Source organism: Massilia sp. LXY-5, from assembly GCF_059801075.1.
The window spans coordinates 208,451-230,002 of sequence record NZ_JBNNEH010000003.1 but is presented as its reverse complement, the minus strand read 5'-3'; the positions used below and the strand labels follow the sequence as shown (position 1 = coordinate 230,002).

Sequence of the window (21,552 nt, the reverse complement as noted above, 5' to 3'; positions counted from 1 at the left end):
CGGTCCTCGCTGGTTGATCAGTTGTCTTCGATTCAACGAACAACATAACCGACCAGCAGTGAGCGCTATGTTAGTGAACTAACGCAATTGATCAGGCAACAAGTATTCCCTCGACAAAGGCGCATTGCATTTCCCAGCCAGAAATAACAATTATCCCGCGTCAGTAAGCGCTTCTTGCGCGCCCCGCCACATCACCCGATTGCGTCCGCCCTGCTTGGCCCGATACAACTGCACATCCGCCGCCTCGAACAGCGCTGCCGAGCTTTCCGCCTGGGCCGGGTCGAGGCTGGCGCCGCCGATGCTGACCGTGATGCAGGACGCCGCCGCGGAACCGGCATGGGCGATCATCAGCTCGGCCACTGCCTGGCGCAAGGCCTGCGCGATCTGCAGCGCCTGAACGGCATCGGTTTCCGGCATCAGGAGCACCAGCTCTTCGCCGCCGTAGCGCGCCGCCAGGTCGGCCGGGCGCCGCATGTGGGTGCCGGCCACGCGCGCAACCGCACGCAGGGCGCGGTCGCCGGCCGGGTGGCCATATAAATCGTTGAACTGTTTAAAGGAGTCGATGTCGAGCAGGGCCAGCGACAGCGGCCGGCCGCTGCGGCGGGCGCGCTGCCATTCGAGGTCGTAGACGTCGTCGAAGCGGCGCCGGTTGGCCAGCTCGGTCAGGCCGTCGACGTGGGCCAGGTGTTCGAGCAGGCGCCGCTGGCGCACCAATTGAAGGTGCAGCGCCACCCGCGCCAGCACCACCGTCGCATTGAAGGGCTTGGCGATGTAGTCGGAGGCGCCCATCTTGAGGCCGGCCGCTTCGTCTTCCGGACGGTCGAGGCCCGAAATGAAGATGACCGAGACGTGTTCGGTCTGGGGCGTGGCGCGCAGGCGGCGCAGGACTTCGAAGCCGCTCATGTCCGGCATCATCACGTCGAGCAGGATCAGGTCGGGCACGTGGCGCGTCGCGCGCTCGACGGCCTGGGCGCCGTTCTTCGCGAGCAGCACCGTGTACTCGGGCTGGAGCAGCTCGCACAGCACGTCGCGGTTGACCGGGTCGTCGTCGGCGACCAGGACTTTCTGCGGTTCGGCGGGCGTCATGCGCATTCCTCCAGGTTCGGGCGCAGCAGCCCTTCCAGTTCGGCGAGCGGCGCCAGGGCGGCCTCGTATTCGAGCTCGCTCACGGCGTGCGCGATTGCGGCCAGGGGCGCAGCAAAGGCGGCGGCGGGGAGCCGCGCCTGCAGTTCGGCCAGGGTATCGCGGGCGCGCGCGTCGTCCGCCGCCAGCTGGGCCGCGAGGCGCGCCACCAGCGCCGGCAAGCCGTCGGGCGGGCGCGCAGGCTGGTCGCGCGGACCGGCCAGCGGCGCCATCCCGGCCAGGATGGTGTCGAGGGTCGCGATCAGGGCCGGCACCATGCCGGCCGCGCGTTGCGCTTCATCGGCGCGCAGCGCTTCCTCGAGGCGCCGCGCCTGCGCCGCCAGCTCGTAGGCGCCGACATAGGCCGCGCTCGACTTCAGGTTGTGCGCCAGCGCTGCCAGCGGCGCCTCGTCGCCGCTGGCCAGGGCCTCGGCCAGCTGGCGCGGCGCCGCGCGGTATTCCTGCACGAAGCTGCGCACGCGCTTGATCAGGCGCGCATGCTGGTGGCTGACGCCGGCCAGCGCCGTGTCCCAGTCGACGCCGGGCACGGCCGGCAGCAGGACGGTGTCGTTGCCCGGCAGCGTCTCAACCTGCGCGGCCGGCGCTGCGCGCCCGTCCAGGCGCGCCGGGTCGATCCAGGCCAGCAGGGTGCGGAACAACAGGTCCGGATCGATCGGCTTGGCGAGATGGTCGTTCATGCCGGCCGCGAGGCTGCGTTCGCGGTCGCCCGCCATTGCGTGCGCGGTCATGGCGACGATCGGCAGCGCGCGCAGGCGCTCGATGGCGCGGATGCGGCGCGTGGCGGTGAGGCCGTCGACCTCGCGCATCTGGATATCCATCAGCACCAGGTCGTAGTCGTGCAGCTGCACCATCTCGACCGCCTCGCCGCCATGGACGGCGACGTCGACGTGGACCGGGGCGGCGGCCAGGAAGTCGAGCGCCACTTCGCGGTTGTTGGCGTTGTCCTCGACCAGCAGGATGCGCGCACCGCGCAGCCGCGCCAGGCCACGCGGGTCCGCTTCCATCCGCTCGGGCGCACCGCCCGGGGCCAGGTCCGGACGCAGCACCCGCAGCAGGCTGTGGTACAGCAGCGCCGGGCCCACCGGCTTGTTCAGGAAGCCCTGCAGCTGCAGCTGTCCCGCCTGCAGCTGTACCGTTTCGCGCGCGCAGGCGCTGACCATCAGGATCGAGGGCGCGGCGCCGATATCCCCGGCCGCGCGGATACGGCGGATCGTCTCGACGCCGTCCCAGCCCGGCATCAGGTAGTCCATCAGCACGACCTGGTAGGGTTTGCCGCGTGCTGCCGCGTCCTTCCATCGTGCCAGCGCCTCTTTTCCGCACGAGGCCGCGTCGGCGGCGATGCCGAAGCCCTCCAACATTTCGACCAGCGCAGCGCGCGCCGTCTCGCTGTCGTCGACCACCAGCAGGCGCATCTGCTGGAGCGCGGCTCCGGGAGCGGAAAGCACGCCGGGCGCGCTCCCCGCCTCCCCGAGCGGCACCGTGAAACTGAAGCTGCTGCCGACGTTCGGGGTGCTGGTGACGGCGATCGCGCCGCCCATCAATTCGACCAGCTGCTTCGAAATCGAGAGGCCGAGCCCCGTGCCGCCGTACTTGCGCGTGATCGAATCGTCGCCCTGGCGGAAGGACTGGAACAGGCGCGCCAGCTGGTCCGCGTCCATGCCGATGCCGGTGTCGGTGACGCAGAAACGCAGGGTCAATGCGCCGGTACTGCGCGCTGCCACCTCGACGCCGACGACGATCTCGCCCTCCCCGGTGAACTTGACGGCATTGCTGGTGAGGTTGATCAGGATCTGGCCCAGGCGCAGCGGATCGCCGACCAGGCGCGCCGGCACGCCGCGTCCGACGCGGAACACGAGTTCGACGCGGCGCGCATCGAGCTTGATGGCGGTGAGGTTGGACAGGTGCTCGAGCAGGTCGTTGAGGTCGAACTCGACCTGCTCGATCTTCAGCTGGCCGGCCTCGATCTTCGAGAAATCGAGGATGTCGTTGACGATGCCGAGCAGGTGTTCGCCCGCGCCCAGGATCTTGCCCAGGTAGTTGCGCAGGCGCGGTGCCGGATCGGCCATCAGGGCCAGCCGGCTCATGCCGATGATCGCATTCATCGGGGTGCGGATCTCGTGGCTCATGTTGGCCAGGAAGTCCGATTTCAGGCGGGTCGCCGCTTCCGCGCGCAGCATGGCATTGCGGATCGCACCCGTGCGCAGGCCAAGCACGCGCATGAAGATGACCATGTCGACCGCATTCGTGAACTGCAGCGAGTGCATGGTCCAGAAGCCGGCGTCCACCGCGCCGTTGATCATCTGGCTCAGCACGAGCGAGCCGGTGAAGCTCAGTGCCCAGCCGAGCAGGAAATACAGACCGACCGGGTCGCCGCGGCGCGCGCGATTCAGTGCGCCCGGCAGGCCCAGCAGCATCGGCATGATGCCGAGCGTGCTGACGATGATCACCAGCTGCCCGACGCTGATCAGGTCAGCAGCGAATGCCAGCGCGGCGCAAGCGGTGAGCGCGGCGCCGGTTTTCATCAGGCGGCTGAAGATGCGGTCCTTGCCGGGACGCGCGAGCGCCTGCTCGACGAACAGGTAGGCGCCGCAGGAGGACATCAGGGCGAACAGGCCGCCGGCATGGATGTTCATCCAGGCGTTGGCGCCCCAGAAGTACTGGCTGCCGATGCCGAAGAACTCGGCCGAGAACAGGGTCGTGCCGGCGATCATCAGCGCGTACTTGCCAAACAGCGGCTCGCGCAGGTTCAGCGCCTGGGCCAGGCTGTAAAGCAGCAAGCACAGGCTCAGGCCCAGCAGCAGGCCTTGCAGCATCTGCTCGTTGACGGCATCGGCATGAAATACCGCGGGCTGCGAGAAGCGCAGCGGCAGCACCATCGCACCGGTATTCTCGATGCGCAGGTAGATGTCGTGGCGCTGGCCGTGCAGCAGGTCGAGCAGCACGGCCGGCGTGCGCACCCGGCGCCCGCCCGCTTGCGGCGGCTGCAGGTTGCCGGCCACGCCATGCTGGCGCAGGACACCCTCGCTCACCACGAAGAAATCGACCTTGTTCAGGACCGCGTAATCGATCTCCGCGATCCAGGCCGCGCGGCTGCCGGCCGGCACCCTGACCGGGATGTGCAGCCAGACCGGGTCGTTCTGCACCCCGAGCGTCGCATGGCTCGACACGGGCGCGGTAAAGCGCTGCGGTTCGGCCAGCACGGCCTCGATCCCGAGCTTGCCGCCGGGGTCGGTGAACATCGTCAGCGCGGGCCAGGCCTCGACGCTGCCGCTGCGGTCGTCGAGCACCAGCGGTGACGCCGCCCGGGCGCGCGGCAGGAAAGCAAGCGACAGCACCAGGAGCAGCAGCAGCGCGAGGGCTGCGCGCAGCCGGGGCGACACGGACCACATCATGCGGCTTCCTCCTGTGGGCTTGGGGCGGCATCGGGGCGGAAGCGGCGCTCGATGCTGTTCATCCAGCGGGGCGCCTGCGGGTCGACGTCCCAGTCGTTCACGGCGCCCGCGACCTGGCGCAGCAGCGCTTCGGGCAGTTTCAGGGGCCGCGTCTGGTCCATCAGGAAGCGCACCGTCAGGCGGTAGCCGAGGATGCGCGTGGCCAGGCGCGCGATCGAAAAGCCGGGCCGGACCACCCGCGCCAGGGTATCGACGGCGCGCGTCACGCCCATGCCGAGCGCGAACAGGGCGCGCGAAACCAGGGACACGCGCCCGTCCAGTCCCAGGTCCGCCGCCGTCTCGCGTCCGCACAGGTAGCGCGTCAGCAGCACCGGGAAGGGTTTTAACGAACGCAGTGGAATCTCGGCCTGCATCGCCCCCATCAGGGCGTTCGCCAGCGCCGGGCGCGGGTCGGTGCTGCGCGCATGGAACGCGGCGCCGGCCTTGCGCGTGGCCGGCGCATGGCGGGCTGCAGCCAGCGCGCGTCCGTCGCCCTGCAGGCGCGCGAACAGGGCCTCGGCTTCCTTCATCGTTTGCACCAGCAGGCTTTGCTCGATGCCGAGCAGGTGGCCGACCACGTTCCAGGCGTGCAGGTAGGCGCCCTCCTCCTCTTTTGTCAGGCCCAGGCCGAGGCGGCGCAGGCTGCGCAGGAAGACATAGTGAAACGTGAGCAGCGTATAGGCCAGCTCTTGCTGGTTGCAGGGCAGGCCGTTGGCGTTCACGTCCCAGCCGCGCGCGAACAGGGTTTGATACAGGCCCTTGCCTTCGGGCAGCAAGGCGGGTACCGCGGCGCCGTGTTCGAGCGCCTCGCCCGGGTTGCCGCGCACGATCAGGTGGCGGATCGTGGCGTGGATCAGGCGCACCTTGAGCACCTGCGCCACCCCGCCGCCGTCGGCATCGAGCAGGCCGCCGCGCAGCATCACCGGGAAGATCATCGCCGCCGTCGACCGCACCCGGTAGTCGGTGTGCCGCTCGAGCTGGCCGGCCGTGTGCAGCACGCTGGCCAGGTCAACCGGCACATAACACTCGGGCAGGCTGGCGCAAAACAGCAGCGTGCACGAGAGCATGCTCATGTCGACGAAGACCGATTCCGCGCAGCCGACCTTGCCGGCGTCGACCCAGGCGGGCAGCCGGCGTGCCTGCCGTACGTAGTCTTCGAGCGCTGCGGCGATCGGCGCCGGGGTCTGCGCAGCAGCGGTCCAGCCATCGAGCGCGCCGTTGGTCTCCCAGCCTGCCAGCTCGCGGTTGACGACCGCGATCGCGTCCCAGCGCGACAGGGCCGGCGTGCCCTCGCCCCATGGCCCGAGGATGCGCGCGATGGTGTCGTCGGCCAGCGGATCGGCGCGCAGGCGCGGGTCGGCGGCGACCGGTTCAGACATGGTCCCCATCACGCCTCCCCCGCCAGGCGCACGCCCGGCTGGCGCCAGCGGCTCCAGCCGCACAGGGCGGCCAGCAGCGGAATGCCCATTGCGAACACGGCGATGGCGCGCGTTTCGACCGGTACGCCGAGCAGCGCCTGGAACAGCAGGCTGCCGCCGTAGATCGCCAGCGGCACGGCGATGTCGCGCGGCGCCACCGGCACCCTGGCGACCGGCGGCTGCCGCCGCAGGGTCAGGCGGAACAGGAAGACGATGACGAAGGAGACGAACATCCAGCCGGCGAAGCCCTGCAGGGTTTCGCCGAACCAGCCGCCGTCGGTCTCCGTCATGATCCAGGCCTTCAGCTTGAACACCATGTAGGGATCGGCGCCGAGGTCATAGGCGGTGACGACCATCGCCGCCAGCAGCGACTGCGCCAGCGTCTGCCCGAGCGCGGTGGCGCCGTCGCTCGGCGTCTGCCAGACGATCAGGTTGGCGATCACGTAGCCGATATAGCTCAGGGCGAACCACATCAGCGCGATCACGAAAGGGACCTTGCCGATGCGCGGCCCGAGCACCTCGGTATAGGTATAGGAACCGAAGAACCAGCCATAGGTCGAGCCGAGCTGCTCGGCCGTCCAGCCGAGGACGACCGCGATCAGCACGAAGCGCAGCGCCGCGCGCGCGCCCAGCACGTGGACGGCGCTGCTGGCGCAGCAGGCGAACATCAGCACCGAACTGGCCACCAGCAGGCCGCTGGTGTCGCCCAGCGCGCGCACGAGCAGGCTTGCCGCCACCAGGGCCAGCAGGACGAGGGTGATGCGCGGGAGCGTCATGGATGGACTTCCGTTCAGAACCGGTAATCGACGCGCAAGGCGACTGCGCGCGGCTCGCTCGGCACGGTCATGCCGAAGCTGTCGATCGTGACCGGCTCGACCTTGTTCTGCAGGTTCTTCACGCGCAGCAGCACGCTCCAGGGCGAACCCGCCGGCTCGTAGCCCAGGCGCATATCGGTCTCGGTGCGGCCCGGAATCCGGTAGCGCAGCAGCTGGCTCGGCACGCCGATCGTGGATTCACTGCTGCTGCGCGAGAAGACGCCGGCTTTCATTACGCCGTCGCGCAGCTGGAAGCCATGTTCGTAGCCGAGCGTGAACACGGCGCGCGGCGCGCGGTCGAGTTTGTAACCGGCCCAGGAGTGAACGCCGTCCGGGCTGTAGGCGAGATAGTGGGCGTCGGTGAACGCGAGCGTATAACTCAGGCGCCCTGCCGCCACCGGTTTCAGCACGCCCTCCACTTCCACGCCCTTGACGCTGGCGGCGCCCGCGTTGGCGGTGACGAAGCGCGGCACGCCCTGCACCATGGCCACGCCCGACAGCTGCAGGTTGTCGTAGGCGTAGCGGTAGGCGCTGAGGTTCAGGCCGGCGCGGTTGGCCCAGAAGCGGGTCTTGATACCCAGCTCGTAAGCCTTCAGCGTTTCGGGACGGTAGACCAGCGTAGGATCCGGCGCCGCTCCGTCATTGAAGCCACCCGACTTGTAGCCGGTCGAGACCGTGGCATAGGCCATGGTCGATGGCGCCAGGTCGAACTCGGCGCCGAGGCGCCAGGTGGTCTTGCCGGTGGCAAGGGCGGCCGCATTCGGCAGGGCGATATCGGTGGCCGGGTTGAACACCTGTTCCTGCTGCAGGTTGGTCGAACCGTAGCGCGACTTGCGGTCTTCGGTACGGCGGGCGCCGGCGGTCAGGCGCAAGCCGTCCAACGCGCGCCATGTGACCTGGCCGAAGAGCGCGCGGCTGCTTGAGGTGACCGGATTCGACGGGAACACGTAGTACGGAGGCAGCCCGATGAGTTCGAGGTCGCGGAAGGTGGCCAGCTGCGCCATCTCTTCGCGAAACCAGTAGATGCCGGCCTGCCCCGATACGGGGCCGTTGCCGTTCGTCGCCACGCGCAGCTCGTGCGAATCCTGCTCGAAGCTGCCGTCGAAGTCCTGGCGCACGCCCAGCGCGAAGCCGGGCACGATACGGTAGTAATAGTTGACCAGGAAATCGTGGTCGAACCTGCGGTGCGCGCCCAGGTAGTGCAAGGTGGCCGGGCCCAGGTCCCAGGAGAATTCGGCGCCCAGACCGGTGCTGGCGCGGCGGCTGTGGCCCTGCTCCGGCACCGTGTTCGGCGGCACGAAGGCATTCGTCAGGCGCGCGACCGTGCCGGCGTCGTACGGTACCGGGTTGCCGGTCTCGATACCCTGGTAAAAATTCGTGTCGGGGACGATGACGTCGTTGTTGTCGCGCTGGACGCTGCGGTCCAGGCGCAGCAGCAGCGAAGCCGAGGAGCCGAGCGCGAACTTCGCCGACAGGCGGCCTGTCGTGGCGTCGCGGTCCTGGCCGAGCGTGTGCGGCGTGCCCTGCCCGTTGCGCAGCAGGCTGTCGCGGCGGTTTGTCGACACGGCGGCGCGCAGCGCGATGGCGTCGCTCACCGGTACGTTCAGCACCGCGTCGGCCTTGCGGCTGCCGTGGTTGCCCATTTCGACGCCCGCGGCGCCTTCGAAGCGCGCGGTCGGCGCGCGCGAGATGACGTTGACGACGCCAGCCGTGGTGTTGCGGCCGTACAGGGTGCCCTGCGGGCCGCGCAGCACTTCGATGCGGTCGACGTCGAGGAAGTCGAGGTTCTGGCCGTGCGGACGGGCGATGTAGATGCCGTCCATCATGAAGGCGGCCGACGGCTCTCCCTTCTCGGTGGCGTCGGCGTTCGACACGCCGCGGATGGTGATCCGCAGGCCGTCGGCGGCGCCGTTGATGGCCACGCCGGGCAGGCGCGCGCCGATGTCGGACGGGCGATCGAGTCCGGCCGCGGCGAGCGCGGCGCCGTCGACGACCGACATGGCGACCGGTGTTTTCGATTCAAGGCCGCTGGTGCGCTGCGCGGTGACGATCACTTCCTGGATTCCGCCTTCGGCCGTATGCATGACTGCGGCGGCCGGCGCCTCCTGTGCTGCCGCGGCAGCGCCGCAGACGATACCCGCGATGGCGAGCGCCAGCGGCGTGAGGTTCGAACGAACCTGACGATTGGACATGCATTCCCCTAGTCTCTTGATTAAACGCTGACGCCGCCTGAGACGGCGTCCGCCCAATGTGTGTCTGATTTATGTCAACACATCTTATGGCTGGGCTTGGACTAGGGCAGTCTATCAGTTAGTGCAACTAGGAAACAGTGCCTTTGAGCGATACCGTGGATGGCCAACAACTGTTCAGGATTCTGTGTTCCGTATCCACTTTTAAATAGTTGCCGTAGGGAATTAAATGCTTACAATGGGCGTCCTTTCCCTCACCAGGCATCACCATGAAGACAATCGATTCCGCCGGCTTTCGCACCATTGCCCTGCGTTCCGCCTCCGCCCTGCTGCTGAGCTTGTGCGCACTCGCCGGCGCCTCGGCACAGGAAGCACAGCCCGCCCCTGCCGCTTCGAACGAAGCGGCCACGCCCGCTCCGGCACGCGTACGCCTGTTCGGCCAGAACGGCCTGATGGTCCATTTTTACCAGAACAGCAGCTGCATGGGCGGCAAGGGACCGAAGACGACCGTCTCCGGCGGCGTCGGCGACGCGTTCGGTTCGATGTTTGGCCGTGCCAAGAACACCTCGATCGGCATGCCCGAGACCCCGACCACCGCCAACCTGGGCAAACGCGACGGCTATTTCTCGAAAGCCTATTTCCGCGAATATGAAATTCCTGGCAACCAGCCGATGGCGCTGCGGATGGCGTATCAAAGTGCGGCCGGCGCGCCGGGTTCGAAATACTGCCGTAGCTTCGGCGGCACCTTTACGCCGGAAGCCGGCAAGCAGTACGAAGTGACCCTCGAGGTCTCGCCGTACCAGTGCCTGGCTGTGGTCCATGAAATCGAGCAAGGGGCACAAGGGCCGGCGACTTTGCGCGACGTCGCCGTCACTGCGACGAAAGATTGCGATTAAGGAAGGAAGTACACGGCCGGCTGCCTCAGCCGGCCCGTACCTTGGTCAGCAGCTTGGTCGTCGAGCGGTCGTGCTCGAAATCGATGGCGACCGCCTGGCCGCCATAGGCGAGCACCGCCTGCCCCTCGGGAATCGCGCTCATCTCGTAATCGCCGCCTTTCGCGTAGATCTCGGGCCGCGCTTCCAGCACGGTTTCGAGCGCCGTATCCTCGTCGAATTCCACCACCAGGCTGACCGATTCCAGGGCCGCCAGCACGGCCATCCGGTCCGCCAGCGTGTTCAGGGGACGGTCATCGCCTTTCCCCAGGCGTTTCACGGAGGCGTCGGTATTGGCCGCGACCACCAGCGAAGCGCCCAGTTCGCGCGCCTGCGCCAGGTAGGTCACGTGGCCGCGGTGCAGGATGTCGAAGACGCCGTTGGTCAGCACGACAGGTTTTGGCAGGGCGGCGACGCGCGCCTTGAGCTCCGCGCGCGAGCAGATTTTATTTTCGAAATTCGGCATAAGTTCGGCTTTAAATGCGTCAGCTTGGATTTGCAGGGTCTTCCGGCTCTTCTTCGAGCATCATCGACAGCGGCGAGGCCTTGGCGCCGCCCTCGTCGGCTTCGCGCCGTTCGCCCGACAGCTTGATTTGCAGGCGCAGGCCGTTGGCCGAATCGGCGTTGCGGATCGCCTCGTCGTAGCTGATATGGCCCTTGTTGTAGAGCTCGTACAGGGCCTGGTCGAAGGTGCACATGCCCAGTTCGCGCGACTTGTGCATGATCTCCTTGATGCTGTGGAAATTCCCCTTCAGGATCATCTCGCCGATGGTCGGGGTATTCAGCAGGATTTCGATCGCGGCTTTGCGGCCCTTGCCGTCCTCGGTGCGCACCAGGCGCTGCGAGACGATCGCGCGCAGGTTGGCCGACAAATCCATCAATAACTGGTTGCGGCGCTCTTCCGGGAAGAAGTTGATGATGCGGTCCATCGTCTGGTTCGCATTGTTCGCGTGCAGGGTGCCGAGGCACAGGTGGCCGGTTTCGGCAAAGGCGATTGCGTGCTCCATGGTTTCGGTGTCGCGGATTTCGCCGATCAGGATCACGTCCGGCGCCTGGCGCAGCGTGTTTTTCAGGGCGTTGTGCCAGGAGTGCGTATCGACGCCGACCTCGCGGTGCGTGACCAGGCAGTTCTTGTTCTTGTGGACGTATTCGACCGGATCTTCGACCGTGATGATGTGGCCGGCCGAGTTGCTGTTGCGGTAGTCGATCATCGCGGCGAGGGTGGTCGACTTGCCGGAACCGGTGCCGCCGACGACCAGCACCAGGCCGCGCTTGGTCATCACGACGTCTTTCAGGACTTCGGGCAATTCCAGCTTCTCGAAGTTCGGGATTTCGGAAGCGATCGTGCGCACCACCATGCTGACGCTCTGCTGCTGCACGAAGACATTCACGCGGAAGCGGCAGACGTTCGGCAGGGAAATCGCGAAATTGCACTCCATCTGCGCTTCGAACTCGGCGCGCTGGCGCTCGTTCATCAGCGACAGGGCCAGCGCCCGCGTCACTTCCCCGGTCAGGCGCTGCTGGCTCATCGGTTTCATCGCGCCCTGGTGTTTCATGCTGGGCGGGAAATCGGCCGAAATGAAGAGATCCGAGCCGCCCTGCTGGTGCATGACGGTCAGCAGTTTCTGGATGTAAGCGAGGGCTTCGGCCGGGCCAAAGGTGGAGGTCATGGTGCCTTTCTGAACTGTTGGGCAAGGATTCGTCGTCGATCTCACCCAGAGCGCATTATATCGACTAAGATTCTGGTTAAATTACTATCCTGGCTGACCACGCCGGGCGGTGGCAGGTTTATTATTGCATCTCTGCAATGCGACTGACCATACTTCTATGACACTCACCGAGCTGAAATACATCGTCGCCGTTGCGCGCGCCAAACACTTCGGCCATGCCGCCGAGTCGTGTTTCGTAGCCCAACCCACCCTCTCGGTCGCCATCAAGAAGCTCGAAGACGAGCTCGGCGTTACCTTGTTCGAGCGCGGCGGTTCGGAAGTGTCGGTGACGCCGGTGGGAGCGCAGATCGTGGCCCAGGCCGAACGCGTGCTCGAGCAGACCGCCGCGATCAAGGAGCTGGCCAAGCAGAACAAGGACCCGCTGGCCGGCCCCCTGCGCCTGGGCGTGATCTACACGATCGGCCCCTACCTGCTGCCGCCGCTGGTGAAAAACCTGATCGACAATGTGCCGCAGATGCCGCTCGTGTTGCAGGAAAATTTCACCGTCAAACTGCTGGAGCTGCTGCGCCAGGGCGAACTCGACGCTGCCATCATGGCGCTGCCGCTGCCCGACCACGGCATGCTGATGCAGACCCTGTACGACGAGCCCTTCGTTGTCGCCACGCCGCGCACCCATCCGTGGTCGAAGCGCCGCGAGATCCCGGCCGACGACCTGAAAGCGGAAACCATGCTGCTGCTGGGCAGCGGCCACTGCTTCCGCGACCAGGTACTCGAAGTGTGCCCGGAAATGGCGCGTTTCTCGTCGCCGGGCAACGGCATGCAGCGCACCTTCGAGGGCTCGTCGCTGGAGACGATCCGCCACATGGTGGCCAGCGGCATCGGCCTGACTGTCCTGCCGCGCGCCTCGGTGCGCGACATGGAAGATCCGAACGGCATGCTTTCCTTCGTTCCCTTCTCCAAGCCGGCGCCCTCGCGGCGCGTGGTCATCGTCTGGCGCAAGAGTTTTACGCGGCGGGCGGCGATCGAGGCGGTGTGCAATGCGGTGGCGCAGTGCGACTTGCCGGGGGTGGATATGCTGGCGCTGGAAAAAGCCGCGTAAACTCGTCGGGGGTGCCAAACCCGGTAAAATCGCTGTCTTGTCCACAATAATTCTTGCACGACAAGAAGCGACTCATGAACAAGCTGGCGCTCTACTTCCGGCTGGTCCGCGCTGACAAGCCGATCGGCATCCTCCTCCTGCTCTGGCCCACGCTGTGGGCGCTCTGGATGGCCTCCGGCGGCAAGCCCGATCCGGTGGTGGTCGTCATCTTTGTCCTCGGCACCGCCCTGATGCGCTCGGCCGGCTGCGCCATCAACGATTACGCCGACCGCGACTTCGACAAGCACGTCAAGCGCACCGTCGACCGGCCGCTGACTTCCGGACGCATCAAGGGCTGGGAGGCGGTCATGGTGGCCGCCGTGCTGGCCATCGTCTCCTTCCTGCTGATCCTGCCGCTCAATACCCTGACCAAGCAGTTGTCCGTGCTGGCCGTGATCGTCGCCGGCTCCTATCCGTATTTCAAGCGCTTCTTCGCGATTCCCCAGGCCTACCTCGGCATCGCCTTCGGCTTCGGCATCCCGATGGCCTTTGCCGCGGTGCAGGGCCAGGTACCCGCCATCGCCTGGTGGCTGCTGCTGGCGAACGTCTTCTGGGCGGTCGCCTACGATACCGAATACGCGATGGTCGACCGCGACGACGATTTAAAGATCGGCATCCGCACCTCGGCCATCACCTTCGGCCGCTTCGACGTGCTTGCGGTCATGCTGTGCTATGGCGCGGCGCTTGCCATCGACCTGGCCTGCGGCTGGATGCTCGGCCTGCGCTGGTGGTTTGTCGCGGGCGTCGTCGTCGCCGCCGGCATGGCGCTGTACCACTACACCCTGATCCGCGACCGCGACCGGATGCGCTGCTTTGCCGCCTTCCGCCACAACAATTGGTTGGGTGCGGCACTATTCGTTGGTGTCGCGTTAGACTATGCATTAGGATAATATTGTCCGAAATGCACGACCCTTGTGTTGCACGATCGTGGCCGCCTGGCCGCGACCCACATTTAGATAAAGAGGACCTCCCCATGATGGAAAAAATCCCGACCCAGACCGGCGCCCGCGACCAGCTGATGGCCGACCTGAAGACCGTTATCCAGGACGCCGAAGCTTGGCTGCGCCACGGCGGCTCGCTGACCGGCGAAGAGCTCACGAAAGCGAAAGCCAAGTTCGAAGGCGCCCTGACCAGCGCCAAGGAAGGCCTGGCCAACCTGGAAGTCGTCGAGAAATCGAAAGCTGCCGCCAGGGCCACGGACACCTACGTCAAGGACAATCCGTGGAAGGCCGTCGGTATCGGCGCCGCTGTCGGCGTCGTGCTGGGCATGCTGATCAATCGTCGTTGATGGTCTTCACCGAGACGGTCGGCCGGATCGGGTCGACGCTCGTTTCCATGGCGCGCACGCGCCTGGAGCTGGCCGCCGTCGAGGCGCGCGAGGAAGCGCAGTCGCTGCTGGGCTATGCGGCCTGGACGCTGCTGGCCGCCTTCCTCGGCGCTTTCGCGTTCATGCTGGTGGCCCTGTTCGTCATCGTGCTGTTCTGGGACGAGCACCGGTTGCTCGCGATCGGCGCCATGGCCGGCGCGTTCGCCCTGGCCGCCGTGCTGATCCTGGCGAAGGTGCGTGCCGGCTTCGCCGCGCGCGGCCCGATGCTGGCCGCCACGCGCGCGGAACTGGGCAAGGACATCGGCTTCATCCAGGGCACGGGAGCGGCACATGAGTAAGGGGAAAAACGGCGAGAAAACACCGCTGGCGATGCGCCGTGCGCACCTGGTTGCGGAATGCGCGCGCCAGCGTGGGGACCTGGCCGATCACCTCAATTTGCTGAAGGCGCCCGTGGAGCGGGTCCAGGGTGCGGCAGGGTTTATCGGCGCGCATCGCAAGACCTTGCTGGCCGGTGCCGGGGTCGTGGCCGGCATGATGATCGCGCGGCCCAAGCCGGTGCTGGGCGTGATCGCGGCGGGTGCCTCGCTGTGGCAGGTCGCGCAGCGCGTGGTGCCGCTGGTGCAGAGGATGCTGCCGACGGTGCAGCGGGTGCTGCCGATTGTTCGCTCGCGCTTGGGCGGGCATCTGGAATAGCCGGTCAGGCTAGCGCTTTGCATGGTGGGCACAGGGTGCCCACCCTACCGGATACGCGTGCAGGGTGGGCGCCCCGTGCCCACCGCTCTTAATCCTTCCCCAACTCGTCTCCCAGCTCGCGTCCGCGCGCCGCTGCCGCCTTCATGGCTGCGACGATCGCTTCTTTCACGCCCGCCGCTTCCATGCTGGTTATCGCCGCATGCGTCGTGCCGCCCTTCGAGGTCACGCGCTGGCGCAATACGTCCAGGGATTCGTCCGACTGCGCCGCCAGCTGGGTGGCGCCGCTGAAGGTCGCCAGGGCCAGCTCCCTGCCCTGCTCCGCGCTGAGACCCATCTCCTGCGCGGCGGCGACCATCGCCTCCAGAAAATAAAACACGTAAGCCGGACCGCTGCCCGACACCGCCGTCACCGGATCGATCAAAGCTTCATCAATCAGCCACACGGTCTGGCCGACCGCGCGCAGCACCTCGTCGGCGGCCTTGCGCTGCGCCTCGCTCACGCCGGCAAGTGCCACCAGGCCGGTAATGCCCTGTTTGATGAGCGCCGGCGTATTCGGCATCGCGCGCACGATGGCGCCGTAGCCTCCCAGCCAACGCGACAGGTCCGTGCCGCGGATGCCGGCGGCGATCGACAGCACCAGCGGACCTCCCGTCAAATGCGGCGCCAGCGTGCTTGCCACCTCGCGCATCTGCTGCGGCTTCACCGCCAGCACGATCACGTCGACATCCGCCACCGCGCCGTCGATGCCGCCCGCGGTCGTAGCGCCGTATTGCGCCGCCAGCCGGGCAAGGGCTTCCGGGTTCGGATCGACCACGTGTACCTGGGTGCCGCCGACCTTCGCCAGGCCGGCGATCAGCGCGGTCGCCATGTTGCCGCCGCCAATAAAAGCAATCTTCATCTCAATCCTTCAGTCGTAATGGCGTAAGCCGAAAATGGCGCTGCCGACGCGCACGATGGTCGCGCCTTCGAGAATCGCGGATTCCATGTCGCCCGACATGCCCATCGAGAGCGTATCGATGGCCAGACCGCCCGCGCGCAGGCTGTCGGCGAGCTGGCGCAGCCTGGCGAAGGCGGCGCGCTGCAAGGCCGGGTCGGTCTGCGGTTCGGGAATCGCCATCAGCCCGCGCAGCCGCAAATTCGGCAGCGCCGCGACCTGGCGCGCCAGCTCCGGCAGCTCGGCCGCCGTGGCGCCGCTCTTGGTCGCCTCGCCGCTGATGTTGACCTGCAGGCAGACGTTCAGCGGGCCGAGCTCCGGCGGACGCTGTTCTGACAGGCGCTGCGCGATTTTCAGCCGCTCGACCGTGTGGACCCAGGCGAAGTTGGTCGCGATCGGGCGCGTCTTGTTGCTCTGGATCGGGCCGATGAAATGCCACTCCAGGGGTAGGTCCGGTTGCGCGCGCGCCACGGCGGCGATCTTTTCGACGCCTTCCTGCAGATAGTTTTCGCCGAAAGCGCGCTGTCCCGCAGCCACCGCTTCGAGCACAGCTTCCATTGGGAAGGTCTTCGATACGGCCAGCAGCTGCACGCTCGATGGCGGCCTGTTGGCGGCCTGCACGGCGGTCGCGATTATCGCTTCGACAGCTTGCAAGTTGGCGGCGATTGTGGACATAATTGTTTTCTATAGGAAATTTTCGCGCAGGTACTGAAGAGGTACGCCGGAGCTGCTCCTCCACCGCATAGGGATTATAAATGGACATCTCAGAACTACTCGCCTTCTCGGTGAAGAACAAGGCCTCCGACCTGCACCTCTCGGCCGGCCTGCCGCCGATGATCCGTGTGCATGGCGACGTACGCCGCATCAACCTGCCGCCGCTCGAGCACAAGGACGTGCACGCCATGATCTATGACATCATGAACGACGGCCAGCGCAAGCAGTACGAAGAAATCCTGGAATGCGACTTCTCGTTCGCGATCCCCGGCCTGGCGCGCTTCCGCGTCAACGCCTTCAACCAGGAACGCGGCGCCGCCGCCGTCCTGCGTACCATTCCGTCCAAGATCCTGACGCTGGAAGAACTGAACGCGCCGAAGATCTTCGGCGAACTGGCCTTGAAACCGCGCGGCCTGGTACTGGTGACGGGTCCGACGGGCTCGGGCAAATCGACCACGCTGGCGGCGATGGTCAACCACCTGAACGAGACCGAATACGGGCACATCCTGACGATTGAAGATCCGATCGAATTCGTGCACGACTCGAAGAAATGCCTGATCAACCAGCGCGAAGTCGGCCCGCACACCCTGTCGTTTTCCAACTCGCTGCGTTCGGCGCTGCGCGAAGACCCGGACGCGATCCTGGTCGGCGAACTGCGCGACCTCGAGACCATCCGTCTCGCCTTGTCGGCCGCCGAAACCGGCCACCTCGTGTTCGGTACCCTGCACACCTCGTCCGCGGCGAAAACGATCGACCGTATCGTCGACGTCTTCCCGGCCGAAGAAAAGGAGATGGTGCGGGCGATGCTGTCGGAATCGCTGCAGGCCGTGATTTCGCAGACCCTGCTGAAAACGAAGGACGGTACGGGCCGCGTCGCCGCCCACGAAATCATGATCGGCACGCCGGCGATCCGCAACCTGATCCGCGAAGCGAAGATCGCCCAGATGTATTCGGCGATCCAGACCGGCAGCAATGTCGGCATGCAGACCCTGGACCAGAACCTGACGGACCTCGTGCGCCGCAACGTGATCTCCAGCGCCGCGGCCCGTTCGGCCGCCAAAATTCCTGAAAACTTCCCGGGCTAAAAATGGAACGCGACCAGGCCTCAAAATTCATGTTCGACCTGCTGCGCCTGATGGTCAGCAAGGGCGGCTCGGACCTGTTCATCACCGCCGGCTTCCCGCCGGCGATCAAGATCGACGGCAAGATGACGCCGGTCTCCAGCCAGCCCCTGACGGCCGCCCACACGGCCGATCTCGCGCGTTCGATCATGAACGACAAGCAGACAGCCGGCTTCGAGCTGACGAAAGAGGCGAACTTCGCGATCAGCCCGGGCGACCTGGGGCGCTTCCGCGTCTCCGCTTTCGTCCAGATGAGCAGCGTCGGCATGGTGCTGCGCACGATCACGACGCAGATCCCGAAGTTCGAGGACCTGGCCCTGCCGAACGTGCTGAAGGACGTCATCATGTCCAAGCGCGGCCTGGTGATCATGGTCGGCGCCACCGGCTCCGGTAAATCGACGACGCTGGCCGCCATGGTCGGCTACCGCAACGAAAACAGCTACGGCCACATCATCACGATCGAGGACCCGGTCGAATTCGTCCACCCGCACAAGAACTGCGTCATCACGCAGCGCGAAGTGGGCGTCGATACCGACAGCTTCGAGGCGGCCCTGAAGAACTCCCTGCGCCAGGCGCCGGACGTGATCCAGATCGGAGAGATCCGCGACCGCGAGACGATGGAACATGCGATCGCCTTCGCCGAGACCGGCCACCTGTGCTTGGCCACCCTGCACGCGAACAGCGCCAACCAGGCGCTCGACCGCATCATCAACTTCTTCCCCGAAGAGCGCCGCCAGCAGCTGTTGATGGACCTCTCGCTGAACCTGCGCGGCCTGATTTCGCAGCGCCTGATCCCGAAGAAGGAAGACAAGGGCCGCGTAGTGGCGATGGAAATCATGCTCAATTCTCCGCTGATCTCGGACCTGGTCTTCAAGGGCGAAGTCCACGAGATCAAGGAGATCATGAAGAAGTCGCGCGAACTGGGCATGCAGACTTTCGACCAGGCCCTGTTCGACCTGTACGAGGGAGACAGGATTTCGTACGAGGATGCGCTGCGCAATGCCGATTCGGTCAACGACCTGCGCCTGAACATCAAGCTCAACAGCAAGAACGCGAAGGACCGCGATTTCTCGAGCGGGACCGAGCACCTCGGCCTGGTCTGACCGCGCGCGGGTGATACGCGTTATCATCCTGCCATGAACGTTTTCGACTTCCAGGCCGCCCTGTTGGACGGCACCCCCATCGACCTGTCGCGCTACCGCGGCAAGGTACTCCTGATCGTCAACACGGCCAGCGCCTGCGGCTTCACGCCCCAGTACAAGGGCCTGGAAGAAGTCTATCGCCAGTTCCGCGAGCGCGGCGTCGAAGTGCTGGGTTTTCCCTGCAATCAGTTCGGCCACCAGGAACCCGGCGGCGAAGCCGAGATCGGCGCCTTCTGCGAAAAGAACTACGGCGTGAGCTTCCCGCTGTTCGCCAAGGTCGAGGTCAACGGTCCCGGCGCCCATCCCCTGTTCCAGCACCTGAAGCATGCTGCGCCGGGCGTGCTCGGCACGGAACTCATCAAGTGGAATTTCACGAAATTCCTGGTCGGGCGCGACGGCAAGGTCGTCAGGCGTTATGCGCCGCAGACCAAGCCGGAAGAGATCACGGGCGATATTGAACAGCTGCTGGGCCGGTAACAAAACCCTCGCGACGCGGCACCCGGAAACGCATCCGCACATGAAAAAAGCCCGCACTGGTGCGGGCTTTTTTCACTACAGGCGTGCGCTTACTTCGTGATCGGCGTCGGCGCTGGAGCGGCCGGCGTGTCGACTGGCATCGGGGCCGTGGACGGCGCGACGGTGGCATCGACATTGGCGCTGACCGGCGTCGTGGCCGGGGTCGTGGTCAGGACGGGGGCAGCTGGCGTGGTCGCCGCGGCACCGGCCTGCACTTGGGTCGAAGACGAGGTCGAACCCGCGGTCGAGCTCGAACCGGAGGTCGATGCCGACGTGTCTACGGCTTCAGTCTTGGCTTTGGCCTTCGCCTGCTTGTGCTTCGGCTTGGCGTGGACGGTTTTCTTCGCCTTCGGGGTTTCCGACTTCGCTGCCGGCTGGGCGTCGACCGTCGTGGTCGTGGTGGTCGTGGCGGTCGCAGGCGTCGCCTTGGCATTCAGGGTCGTCTTGACGTCCTTGTTGTCCACCAGCACAGCGGTCTTTGCATTGACCTTGCCGGTATGGGCTTTGGCGGCAGGGGTGGCCGGGGCTTGTGCGAAGGCAGCGCTTGCAAACAGGCCGGCGATCAGGGTGGCGGTGATTTTCTTCATGGTGTGGCTCCTTGTATTGGTCGTCGTCCGTGCGACAGTATCCGGGCAGAGAAACCCGCGGCGACGCGGGCTTCATCGGTCATTGGTGCTTGCCTGGCTTATTTGGTTTTTGCGGTGGTCGAGACATCGGCGCCATGGGTGCCGGTGTGGGTAGTGGTGGTCACCTCGGCTGGCGGCTTCACGCTCGATTTGGCGGCGGTCTTGGCTTCCTTGGCGTCGGCCTTCACGGCGGCCTTGGCTTCCTTGGAGTCGCTCTTGATCGTTTCCTTGGCTTGCTTGGTATCGGCCTTCAGGGTCGCCTTCGCTTCCTTCGTATCGGCTTTCACGGCAGCTTTCGCTTCCTTGGTATCCGCTTTTGCATCCGCCTTGACTTCCGCCTTGGTCGGTGCCGGCGTCACGGTCGTGGCGGTGGTAGCGGTGGTAGTGGTTTGGGCGAATGCGGCGCTTGCGAACAGACCGGCGATCAGGGTGGCGATGATTTTTTTCATGGTGCGGCTCCTAGTGGGTTGTCTTGTCAGTGCGCGTTTCTTACGTCACTGAGCCAATAACGGAGCGGCTACCTGGGCTGTTGACGTGTTTAACAATCCCTTACATTCCTGGCATTTGCTTACAAGTGCGCCAACAAGTGTTGCTATGCGACGGAGAGGCCCATCGCCCGCACCAGTTCCGCGGCCTGGCGCGGCGAGATCGTCGCGCCCGCGAACAGTTTTGCATTGACCAGCTTCAGCCCGCCCAGGTCCGCCTCGCGCAGGTCGGCACCCTCGAACCGCGTGTCCTTGATGTGGGCGTCGCGCAGGCTGCCGCCTTCGAAGACGGCCTCGCGGAAGTCGCAGCCCGATAAGTCGGCGTCGGCGAAGTCGAGTCCGACGAGCGTCATCTTCTTGAAGGACATGCGGCGCAGGTCGGCGCCGATCAGGAGCGAATCCTCGAACGAGAGGCCGAGATAGCTGACCTCCTCGAAGGCGGCGCCGGTCAGCTTGCAGCTGCAGTAGGTGCAGGAAGCCAGCCTGGCGCGGCGCCAGCTGGTGTTGTTCAGGTCGCAGGCTTCGAAGCGCGCGTCGACCAGGTCGCCGGCCTCGAAATCGGCCTGCCCTGCCCGGCAGCGCTGCCAGTGCGTGCGCGCCAGGTTGGCTGCGTAGAACGAGGTCTCGGGCAGTGCGCAATTCCTGAACACGCTGTCCTGCAGGTTCAGGCGCGCCAGGTCGGCGCCCGAAAAATCGCAGTCTTCGAAGACGAGCAGCGCGTCCTCTTGCAGCAGCTGTTCGATGCGGGCGCGGTCGATCGCTTCGCCGGAAACGGTGCTGGTGTGACGCGTCATGGGGAAGCCGTGTCGACGCTAGCGCGTCTGGACCTGCGCCGTCCGGTGGATCACGCAGGCGCGGTTCACGTCTTCGAGGAAGCGGATCGCTTCGCCCTGCGACAGCGAGGGCGGTATCAGGCGCGCGAGCGAGGCGTCCTCGCTGACCCGGTCCAGGCCATAGGCAATGCTGGGCGACACTTCGCGCGCGGATTTGCCGTCGCTGTTGTACAGCGAATCGTAGACCCCCACCTCTTCCCACAGCGGCACGAAGCCCGGGCTGGTCGAATCTTCGAACACGACGACGGGCTCGAGCCCGCCCTCCTCGCGCACCAGGCGAAATACGAAACTCATTGCTTTCTCTTGCGGATATCGAAAAGGAAGGGATGCTATCACGACCGTGCGGACGATGCGGGCGCAGTGCCGCGCGGCAGCGTCCCGCAAAAAAAAGACCAGGCCGAAGCCTGGTCTCTTGCTAGGACATC

The 21,552-nt window shown here is 66.0% G+C and carries 22 protein-coding genes; 9 read left to right on the top strand and 13 right to left on the bottom strand.

The window, feature by feature from the left end; translation table 11 throughout:
- Positions 1 to 150: 150 nt before the first annotated feature.
- From ACI48I_RS10045 to ACI48I_RS10025, 5 genes are read right to left on the bottom strand one after another with little or no spacing between them, the layout of a single operon-like run.
- Complete coding sequence (locus ACI48I_RS10045; protein ID WP_498574089.1) at positions 151 to 1,086, bottom strand: diguanylate cyclase; 936 nt, start codon at positions 1,084 to 1,086, stop codon at positions 151 to 153.
- Entirely contained in the window at positions 1,083 to 4,535 is a 3,453-nt protein-coding gene (locus ACI48I_RS10040; RefSeq protein ID WP_498574088.1) for a hybrid sensor histidine kinase/response regulator, read from the bottom strand. The genes ACI48I_RS10045 and ACI48I_RS10040 overlap by 4 nt, the downstream gene beginning before the upstream one ends.
- Positions 4,532 to 5,962, bottom strand: a complete 1,431-nt coding sequence (locus ACI48I_RS10035) for an oxygenase MpaB family protein (protein WP_227496582.1) — start codon at positions 5,960 to 5,962, stop codon at positions 4,532 to 4,534. Before ACI48I_RS10035 ends, ACI48I_RS10040 begins: the two co-directional genes overlap by 4 nt.
- Entirely contained in the window at positions 5,962 to 6,768 is an 807-nt protein-coding gene (locus ACI48I_RS10030; protein WP_193687043.1) for a carotenoid biosynthesis protein, read from the bottom strand. The genes ACI48I_RS10035 and ACI48I_RS10030 overlap by 1 nt, the downstream gene beginning before the upstream one ends.
- A 14-nt stretch (positions 6,769 to 6,782) precedes the next feature.
- Positions 6,783 to 8,999 (bottom strand): TonB-dependent receptor, encoded by a 2,217-nt coding sequence (locus tag ACI48I_RS10025; RefSeq protein ID WP_227496583.1) that lies wholly within the window; start codon positions 8,997 to 8,999, stop codon positions 6,783 to 6,785.
- A gap of 266 nt (positions 9,000 to 9,265) precedes the next feature.
- On the opposite strand from ACI48I_RS10025, the gene ACI48I_RS10020 reads away from it, so the two are divergent.
- Positions 9,266 to 9,892 carry a hypothetical protein gene (locus ACI48I_RS10020; protein ID WP_193687044.1) on the top strand — a complete coding sequence of 209 codons (627 nt, stop codon included), beginning with the start codon at positions 9,266 to 9,268 and terminating at the stop codon, positions 9,890 to 9,892.
- Positions 9,893 to 9,917: 25 nt separating this feature from the next.
- On the opposite strand, the gene ACI48I_RS10015 is transcribed toward ACI48I_RS10020, so the two are convergent.
- Positions 9,918 to 10,394, bottom strand: coding sequence for an adenylyltransferase/cytidyltransferase family protein (locus tag ACI48I_RS10015; protein WP_193687045.1), 477 nt, complete (start codon positions 10,392 to 10,394; stop codon positions 9,918 to 9,920).
- A gap of 19 nt (positions 10,395 to 10,413) precedes the next feature.
- Positions 10,414 to 11,598 (bottom strand): PilT/PilU family type 4a pilus ATPase, encoded by a 1,185-nt coding sequence (locus tag ACI48I_RS10010; RefSeq protein ID WP_193687046.1) that lies wholly within the window; start codon positions 11,596 to 11,598, stop codon positions 10,414 to 10,416.
- Positions 11,599 to 11,755: 157 nt separating this feature from the next.
- Between ACI48I_RS10010 and ACI48I_RS10005 the strand changes: the two genes are divergently transcribed.
- From ACI48I_RS10005 to ACI48I_RS09985, 5 genes are all read left to right on the top strand, one after another.
- Complete coding sequence (locus ACI48I_RS10005) at positions 11,756 to 12,697, top strand: hydrogen peroxide-inducible genes activator (RefSeq protein WP_193687047.1); 942 nt, start codon at positions 11,756 to 11,758, stop codon at positions 12,695 to 12,697.
- A gap of 74 nt (positions 12,698 to 12,771) precedes the next feature.
- On the top strand, positions 12,772 to 13,626 hold the full coding sequence (ubiA, locus tag ACI48I_RS10000; RefSeq protein WP_498574087.1) for a 4-hydroxybenzoate octaprenyltransferase: 855 nt from the start codon (positions 12,772 to 12,774) through the stop codon (positions 13,624 to 13,626).
- 83 nt (positions 13,627 to 13,709) lie between these two features.
- Positions 13,710 to 14,024 (top strand): ElaB/YgaM/YqjD family protein, encoded by a 315-nt coding sequence (locus ACI48I_RS09995; protein ID WP_193687049.1) that lies wholly within the window; start codon positions 13,710 to 13,712, stop codon positions 14,022 to 14,024.
- Entirely contained in the window at positions 14,024 to 14,401 is a 378-nt protein-coding gene (locus ACI48I_RS09990) for a phage holin family protein (RefSeq protein WP_193688822.1), read from the top strand. Before ACI48I_RS09995 ends, ACI48I_RS09990 begins: the two co-directional genes overlap by 1 nt.
- Complete coding sequence (locus tag ACI48I_RS09985) at positions 14,394 to 14,756, top strand: YqjK family protein (protein ID WP_498574086.1); 363 nt, start codon at positions 14,394 to 14,396, stop codon at positions 14,754 to 14,756. The genes ACI48I_RS09990 and ACI48I_RS09985 overlap by 8 nt, the downstream gene beginning before the upstream one ends.
- A gap of 88 nt (positions 14,757 to 14,844) precedes the next feature.
- Here the strand turns inward: ACI48I_RS09985 and proC are convergent, their stop codons facing one another.
- Both proC and ACI48I_RS09975 read right to left on the bottom strand, forming a co-directional pair.
- On the bottom strand, positions 14,845 to 15,654 hold the full coding sequence (gene proC, locus ACI48I_RS09980; protein ID WP_498574085.1) for a pyrroline-5-carboxylate reductase: 810 nt from the start codon (positions 15,652 to 15,654) through the stop codon (positions 14,845 to 14,847).
- A 9-nt stretch (positions 15,655 to 15,663) separates the two neighbouring features.
- Positions 15,664 to 16,365, bottom strand: a complete 702-nt coding sequence (locus tag ACI48I_RS09975; RefSeq protein ID WP_498574084.1) for a YggS family pyridoxal phosphate-dependent enzyme — start codon at positions 16,363 to 16,365, stop codon at positions 15,664 to 15,666.
- An 80-nt stretch (positions 16,366 to 16,445) separates the two neighbouring features.
- Here ACI48I_RS09975 and ACI48I_RS09970 point away from each other — a divergent pair, with 80 nt between their 5' ends.
- The 3 genes from ACI48I_RS09970 to ACI48I_RS09960 are packed head-to-tail and all read left to right on the top strand — an operon-like array spanning position 16,446 to position 19,144.
- Positions 16,446 to 17,489, top strand: a complete 1,044-nt coding sequence (locus tag ACI48I_RS09970) for a type IV pilus twitching motility protein PilT (RefSeq protein ID WP_193687053.1) — start codon at positions 16,446 to 16,448, stop codon at positions 17,487 to 17,489.
- A gap of 2 nt (positions 17,490 to 17,491) precedes the next feature.
- The gene (locus tag ACI48I_RS09965) at positions 17,492 to 18,628 is read left to right on the top strand and encodes a PilT/PilU family type 4a pilus ATPase (protein ID WP_193687054.1); all 1,137 of its coding nucleotides are present in this window, start codon (positions 17,492 to 17,494) and stop codon (positions 18,626 to 18,628) included.
- Positions 18,629 to 18,661: 33 nt separating this feature from the next.
- On the top strand, positions 18,662 to 19,144 hold the full coding sequence (locus tag ACI48I_RS09960; protein WP_193687055.1) for a glutathione peroxidase: 483 nt from the start codon (positions 18,662 to 18,664) through the stop codon (positions 19,142 to 19,144).
- A gap of 89 nt (positions 19,145 to 19,233) precedes the next feature.
- Here ACI48I_RS09960 and ACI48I_RS09955 read toward each other — a convergent pair whose 3' ends face one another.
- The 4 genes from ACI48I_RS09955 to ACI48I_RS09940 all read right to left on the bottom strand — a co-directional run bounded on the left by ACI48I_RS09955 (position 19,234) and on the right by ACI48I_RS09940 (position 21,421).
- On the bottom strand, positions 19,234 to 19,770 hold the full coding sequence (locus tag ACI48I_RS09955) for a hypothetical protein (protein ID WP_498574083.1): 537 nt from the start codon (positions 19,768 to 19,770) through the stop codon (positions 19,234 to 19,236).
- Positions 19,771 to 19,868: 98 nt separating this feature from the next.
- A complete protein-coding gene (locus tag ACI48I_RS09950; protein ID WP_498574082.1) occupies positions 19,869 to 20,258 on the bottom strand; it encodes a hypothetical protein in 390 nt (129 codons plus the stop codon).
- A 143-nt stretch (positions 20,259 to 20,401) separates the two neighbouring features.
- Positions 20,402 to 21,088: a pentapeptide repeat-containing protein gene (locus ACI48I_RS09945; protein ID WP_498574081.1), complete on the bottom strand. Its 687-nt coding sequence runs from the start codon at positions 21,086 to 21,088 to the stop codon at positions 20,402 to 20,404.
- An 18-nt stretch (positions 21,089 to 21,106) separates the two neighbouring features.
- Positions 21,107 to 21,421 (bottom strand): hypothetical protein, encoded by a 315-nt coding sequence (locus tag ACI48I_RS09940; protein ID WP_193687059.1) that lies wholly within the window; start codon positions 21,419 to 21,421, stop codon positions 21,107 to 21,109.
- Positions 21,422 to 21,552 lie beyond the last annotated feature (131 nt).

What these genes read in the sequence shown, in the direction of transcription:
- ACI48I_RS10045 (WP_498574089.1), bottom strand. Translation starts at nt 1,086, where the DNA reads ATGACGCCCGCCGAACCGCAGAAAGTCCTGGTCGCCGACGACGACCCG.
- ACI48I_RS10040 (WP_498574088.1), bottom strand. Translation starts at nt 4,535, where the DNA reads ATGATGTGGTCCGTGTCGCCCCGGCTGCGCGCAGCCCTCGCGCTGCTG.
- ACI48I_RS10035 (WP_227496582.1), bottom strand. Translation starts at nt 5,962, where the DNA reads ATGGGGACCATGTCTGAACCGGTCGCCGCCGACCCGCGCCTGCGCGCC.
- ACI48I_RS10030 (WP_193687043.1), bottom strand. Translation starts at nt 6,768, where the DNA reads ATGACGCTCCCGCGCATCACCCTCGTCCTGCTGGCCCTGGTGGCGGCA.
- ACI48I_RS10025 (WP_227496583.1), bottom strand. Translation starts at nt 8,999, where the DNA reads ATGTCCAATCGTCAGGTTCGTTCGAACCTCACGCCGCTGGCGCTCGCC.
- ACI48I_RS10020 (WP_193687044.1), top strand. Translation starts at nt 9,266, where the DNA reads ATGAAGACAATCGATTCCGCCGGCTTTCGCACCATTGCCCTGCGTTCC.
- ACI48I_RS10015 (WP_193687045.1), bottom strand. Translation starts at nt 10,394, where the DNA reads ATGCCGAATTTCGAAAATAAAATCTGCTCGCGCGCGGAGCTCAAGGCG.
- ACI48I_RS10010 (WP_193687046.1), bottom strand. Translation starts at nt 11,598, where the DNA reads ATGACCTCCACCTTTGGCCCGGCCGAAGCCCTCGCTTACATCCAGAAA.
- ACI48I_RS10005 (WP_193687047.1), top strand. Translation starts at nt 11,756, where the DNA reads ATGACACTCACCGAGCTGAAATACATCGTCGCCGTTGCGCGCGCCAAA.
- ubiA (WP_498574087.1), top strand. Translation starts at nt 12,772, where the DNA reads ATGAACAAGCTGGCGCTCTACTTCCGGCTGGTCCGCGCTGACAAGCCG.
- ACI48I_RS09995 (WP_193687049.1), top strand. Translation starts at nt 13,710, where the DNA reads ATGATGGAAAAAATCCCGACCCAGACCGGCGCCCGCGACCAGCTGATG.
- ACI48I_RS09990 (WP_193688822.1), top strand. Translation starts at nt 14,024, where the DNA reads ATGGTCTTCACCGAGACGGTCGGCCGGATCGGGTCGACGCTCGTTTCC.
- ACI48I_RS09985 (WP_498574086.1), top strand. Translation starts at nt 14,394, where the DNA reads ATGAGTAAGGGGAAAAACGGCGAGAAAACACCGCTGGCGATGCGCCGT.
- proC (WP_498574085.1), bottom strand. Translation starts at nt 15,654, where the DNA reads ATGAAGATTGCTTTTATTGGCGGCGGCAACATGGCGACCGCGCTGATC.
- ACI48I_RS09975 (WP_498574084.1), bottom strand. Translation starts at nt 16,365, where the DNA reads ATGTCCACAATCGCCGCCAACTTGCAAGCTGTCGAAGCGATAATCGCG.
- ACI48I_RS09970 (WP_193687053.1), top strand. Translation starts at nt 16,446, where the DNA reads ATGGACATCTCAGAACTACTCGCCTTCTCGGTGAAGAACAAGGCCTCC.
- ACI48I_RS09965 (WP_193687054.1), top strand. Translation starts at nt 17,492, where the DNA reads ATGGAACGCGACCAGGCCTCAAAATTCATGTTCGACCTGCTGCGCCTG.
- ACI48I_RS09960 (WP_193687055.1), top strand. Translation starts at nt 18,662, where the DNA reads ATGAACGTTTTCGACTTCCAGGCCGCCCTGTTGGACGGCACCCCCATC.
- ACI48I_RS09955 (WP_498574083.1), bottom strand. Translation starts at nt 19,770, where the DNA reads ATGAAGAAAATCACCGCCACCCTGATCGCCGGCCTGTTTGCAAGCGCT.
- ACI48I_RS09950 (WP_498574082.1), bottom strand. Translation starts at nt 20,258, where the DNA reads ATGAAAAAAATCATCGCCACCCTGATCGCCGGTCTGTTCGCAAGCGCC.
- ACI48I_RS09945 (WP_498574081.1), bottom strand. Translation starts at nt 21,088, where the DNA reads ATGACGCGTCACACCAGCACCGTTTCCGGCGAAGCGATCGACCGCGCC.
- ACI48I_RS09940 (WP_193687059.1), bottom strand. Translation starts at nt 21,421, where the DNA reads ATGAGTTTCGTATTTCGCCTGGTGCGCGAGGAGGGCGGGCTCGAGCCC.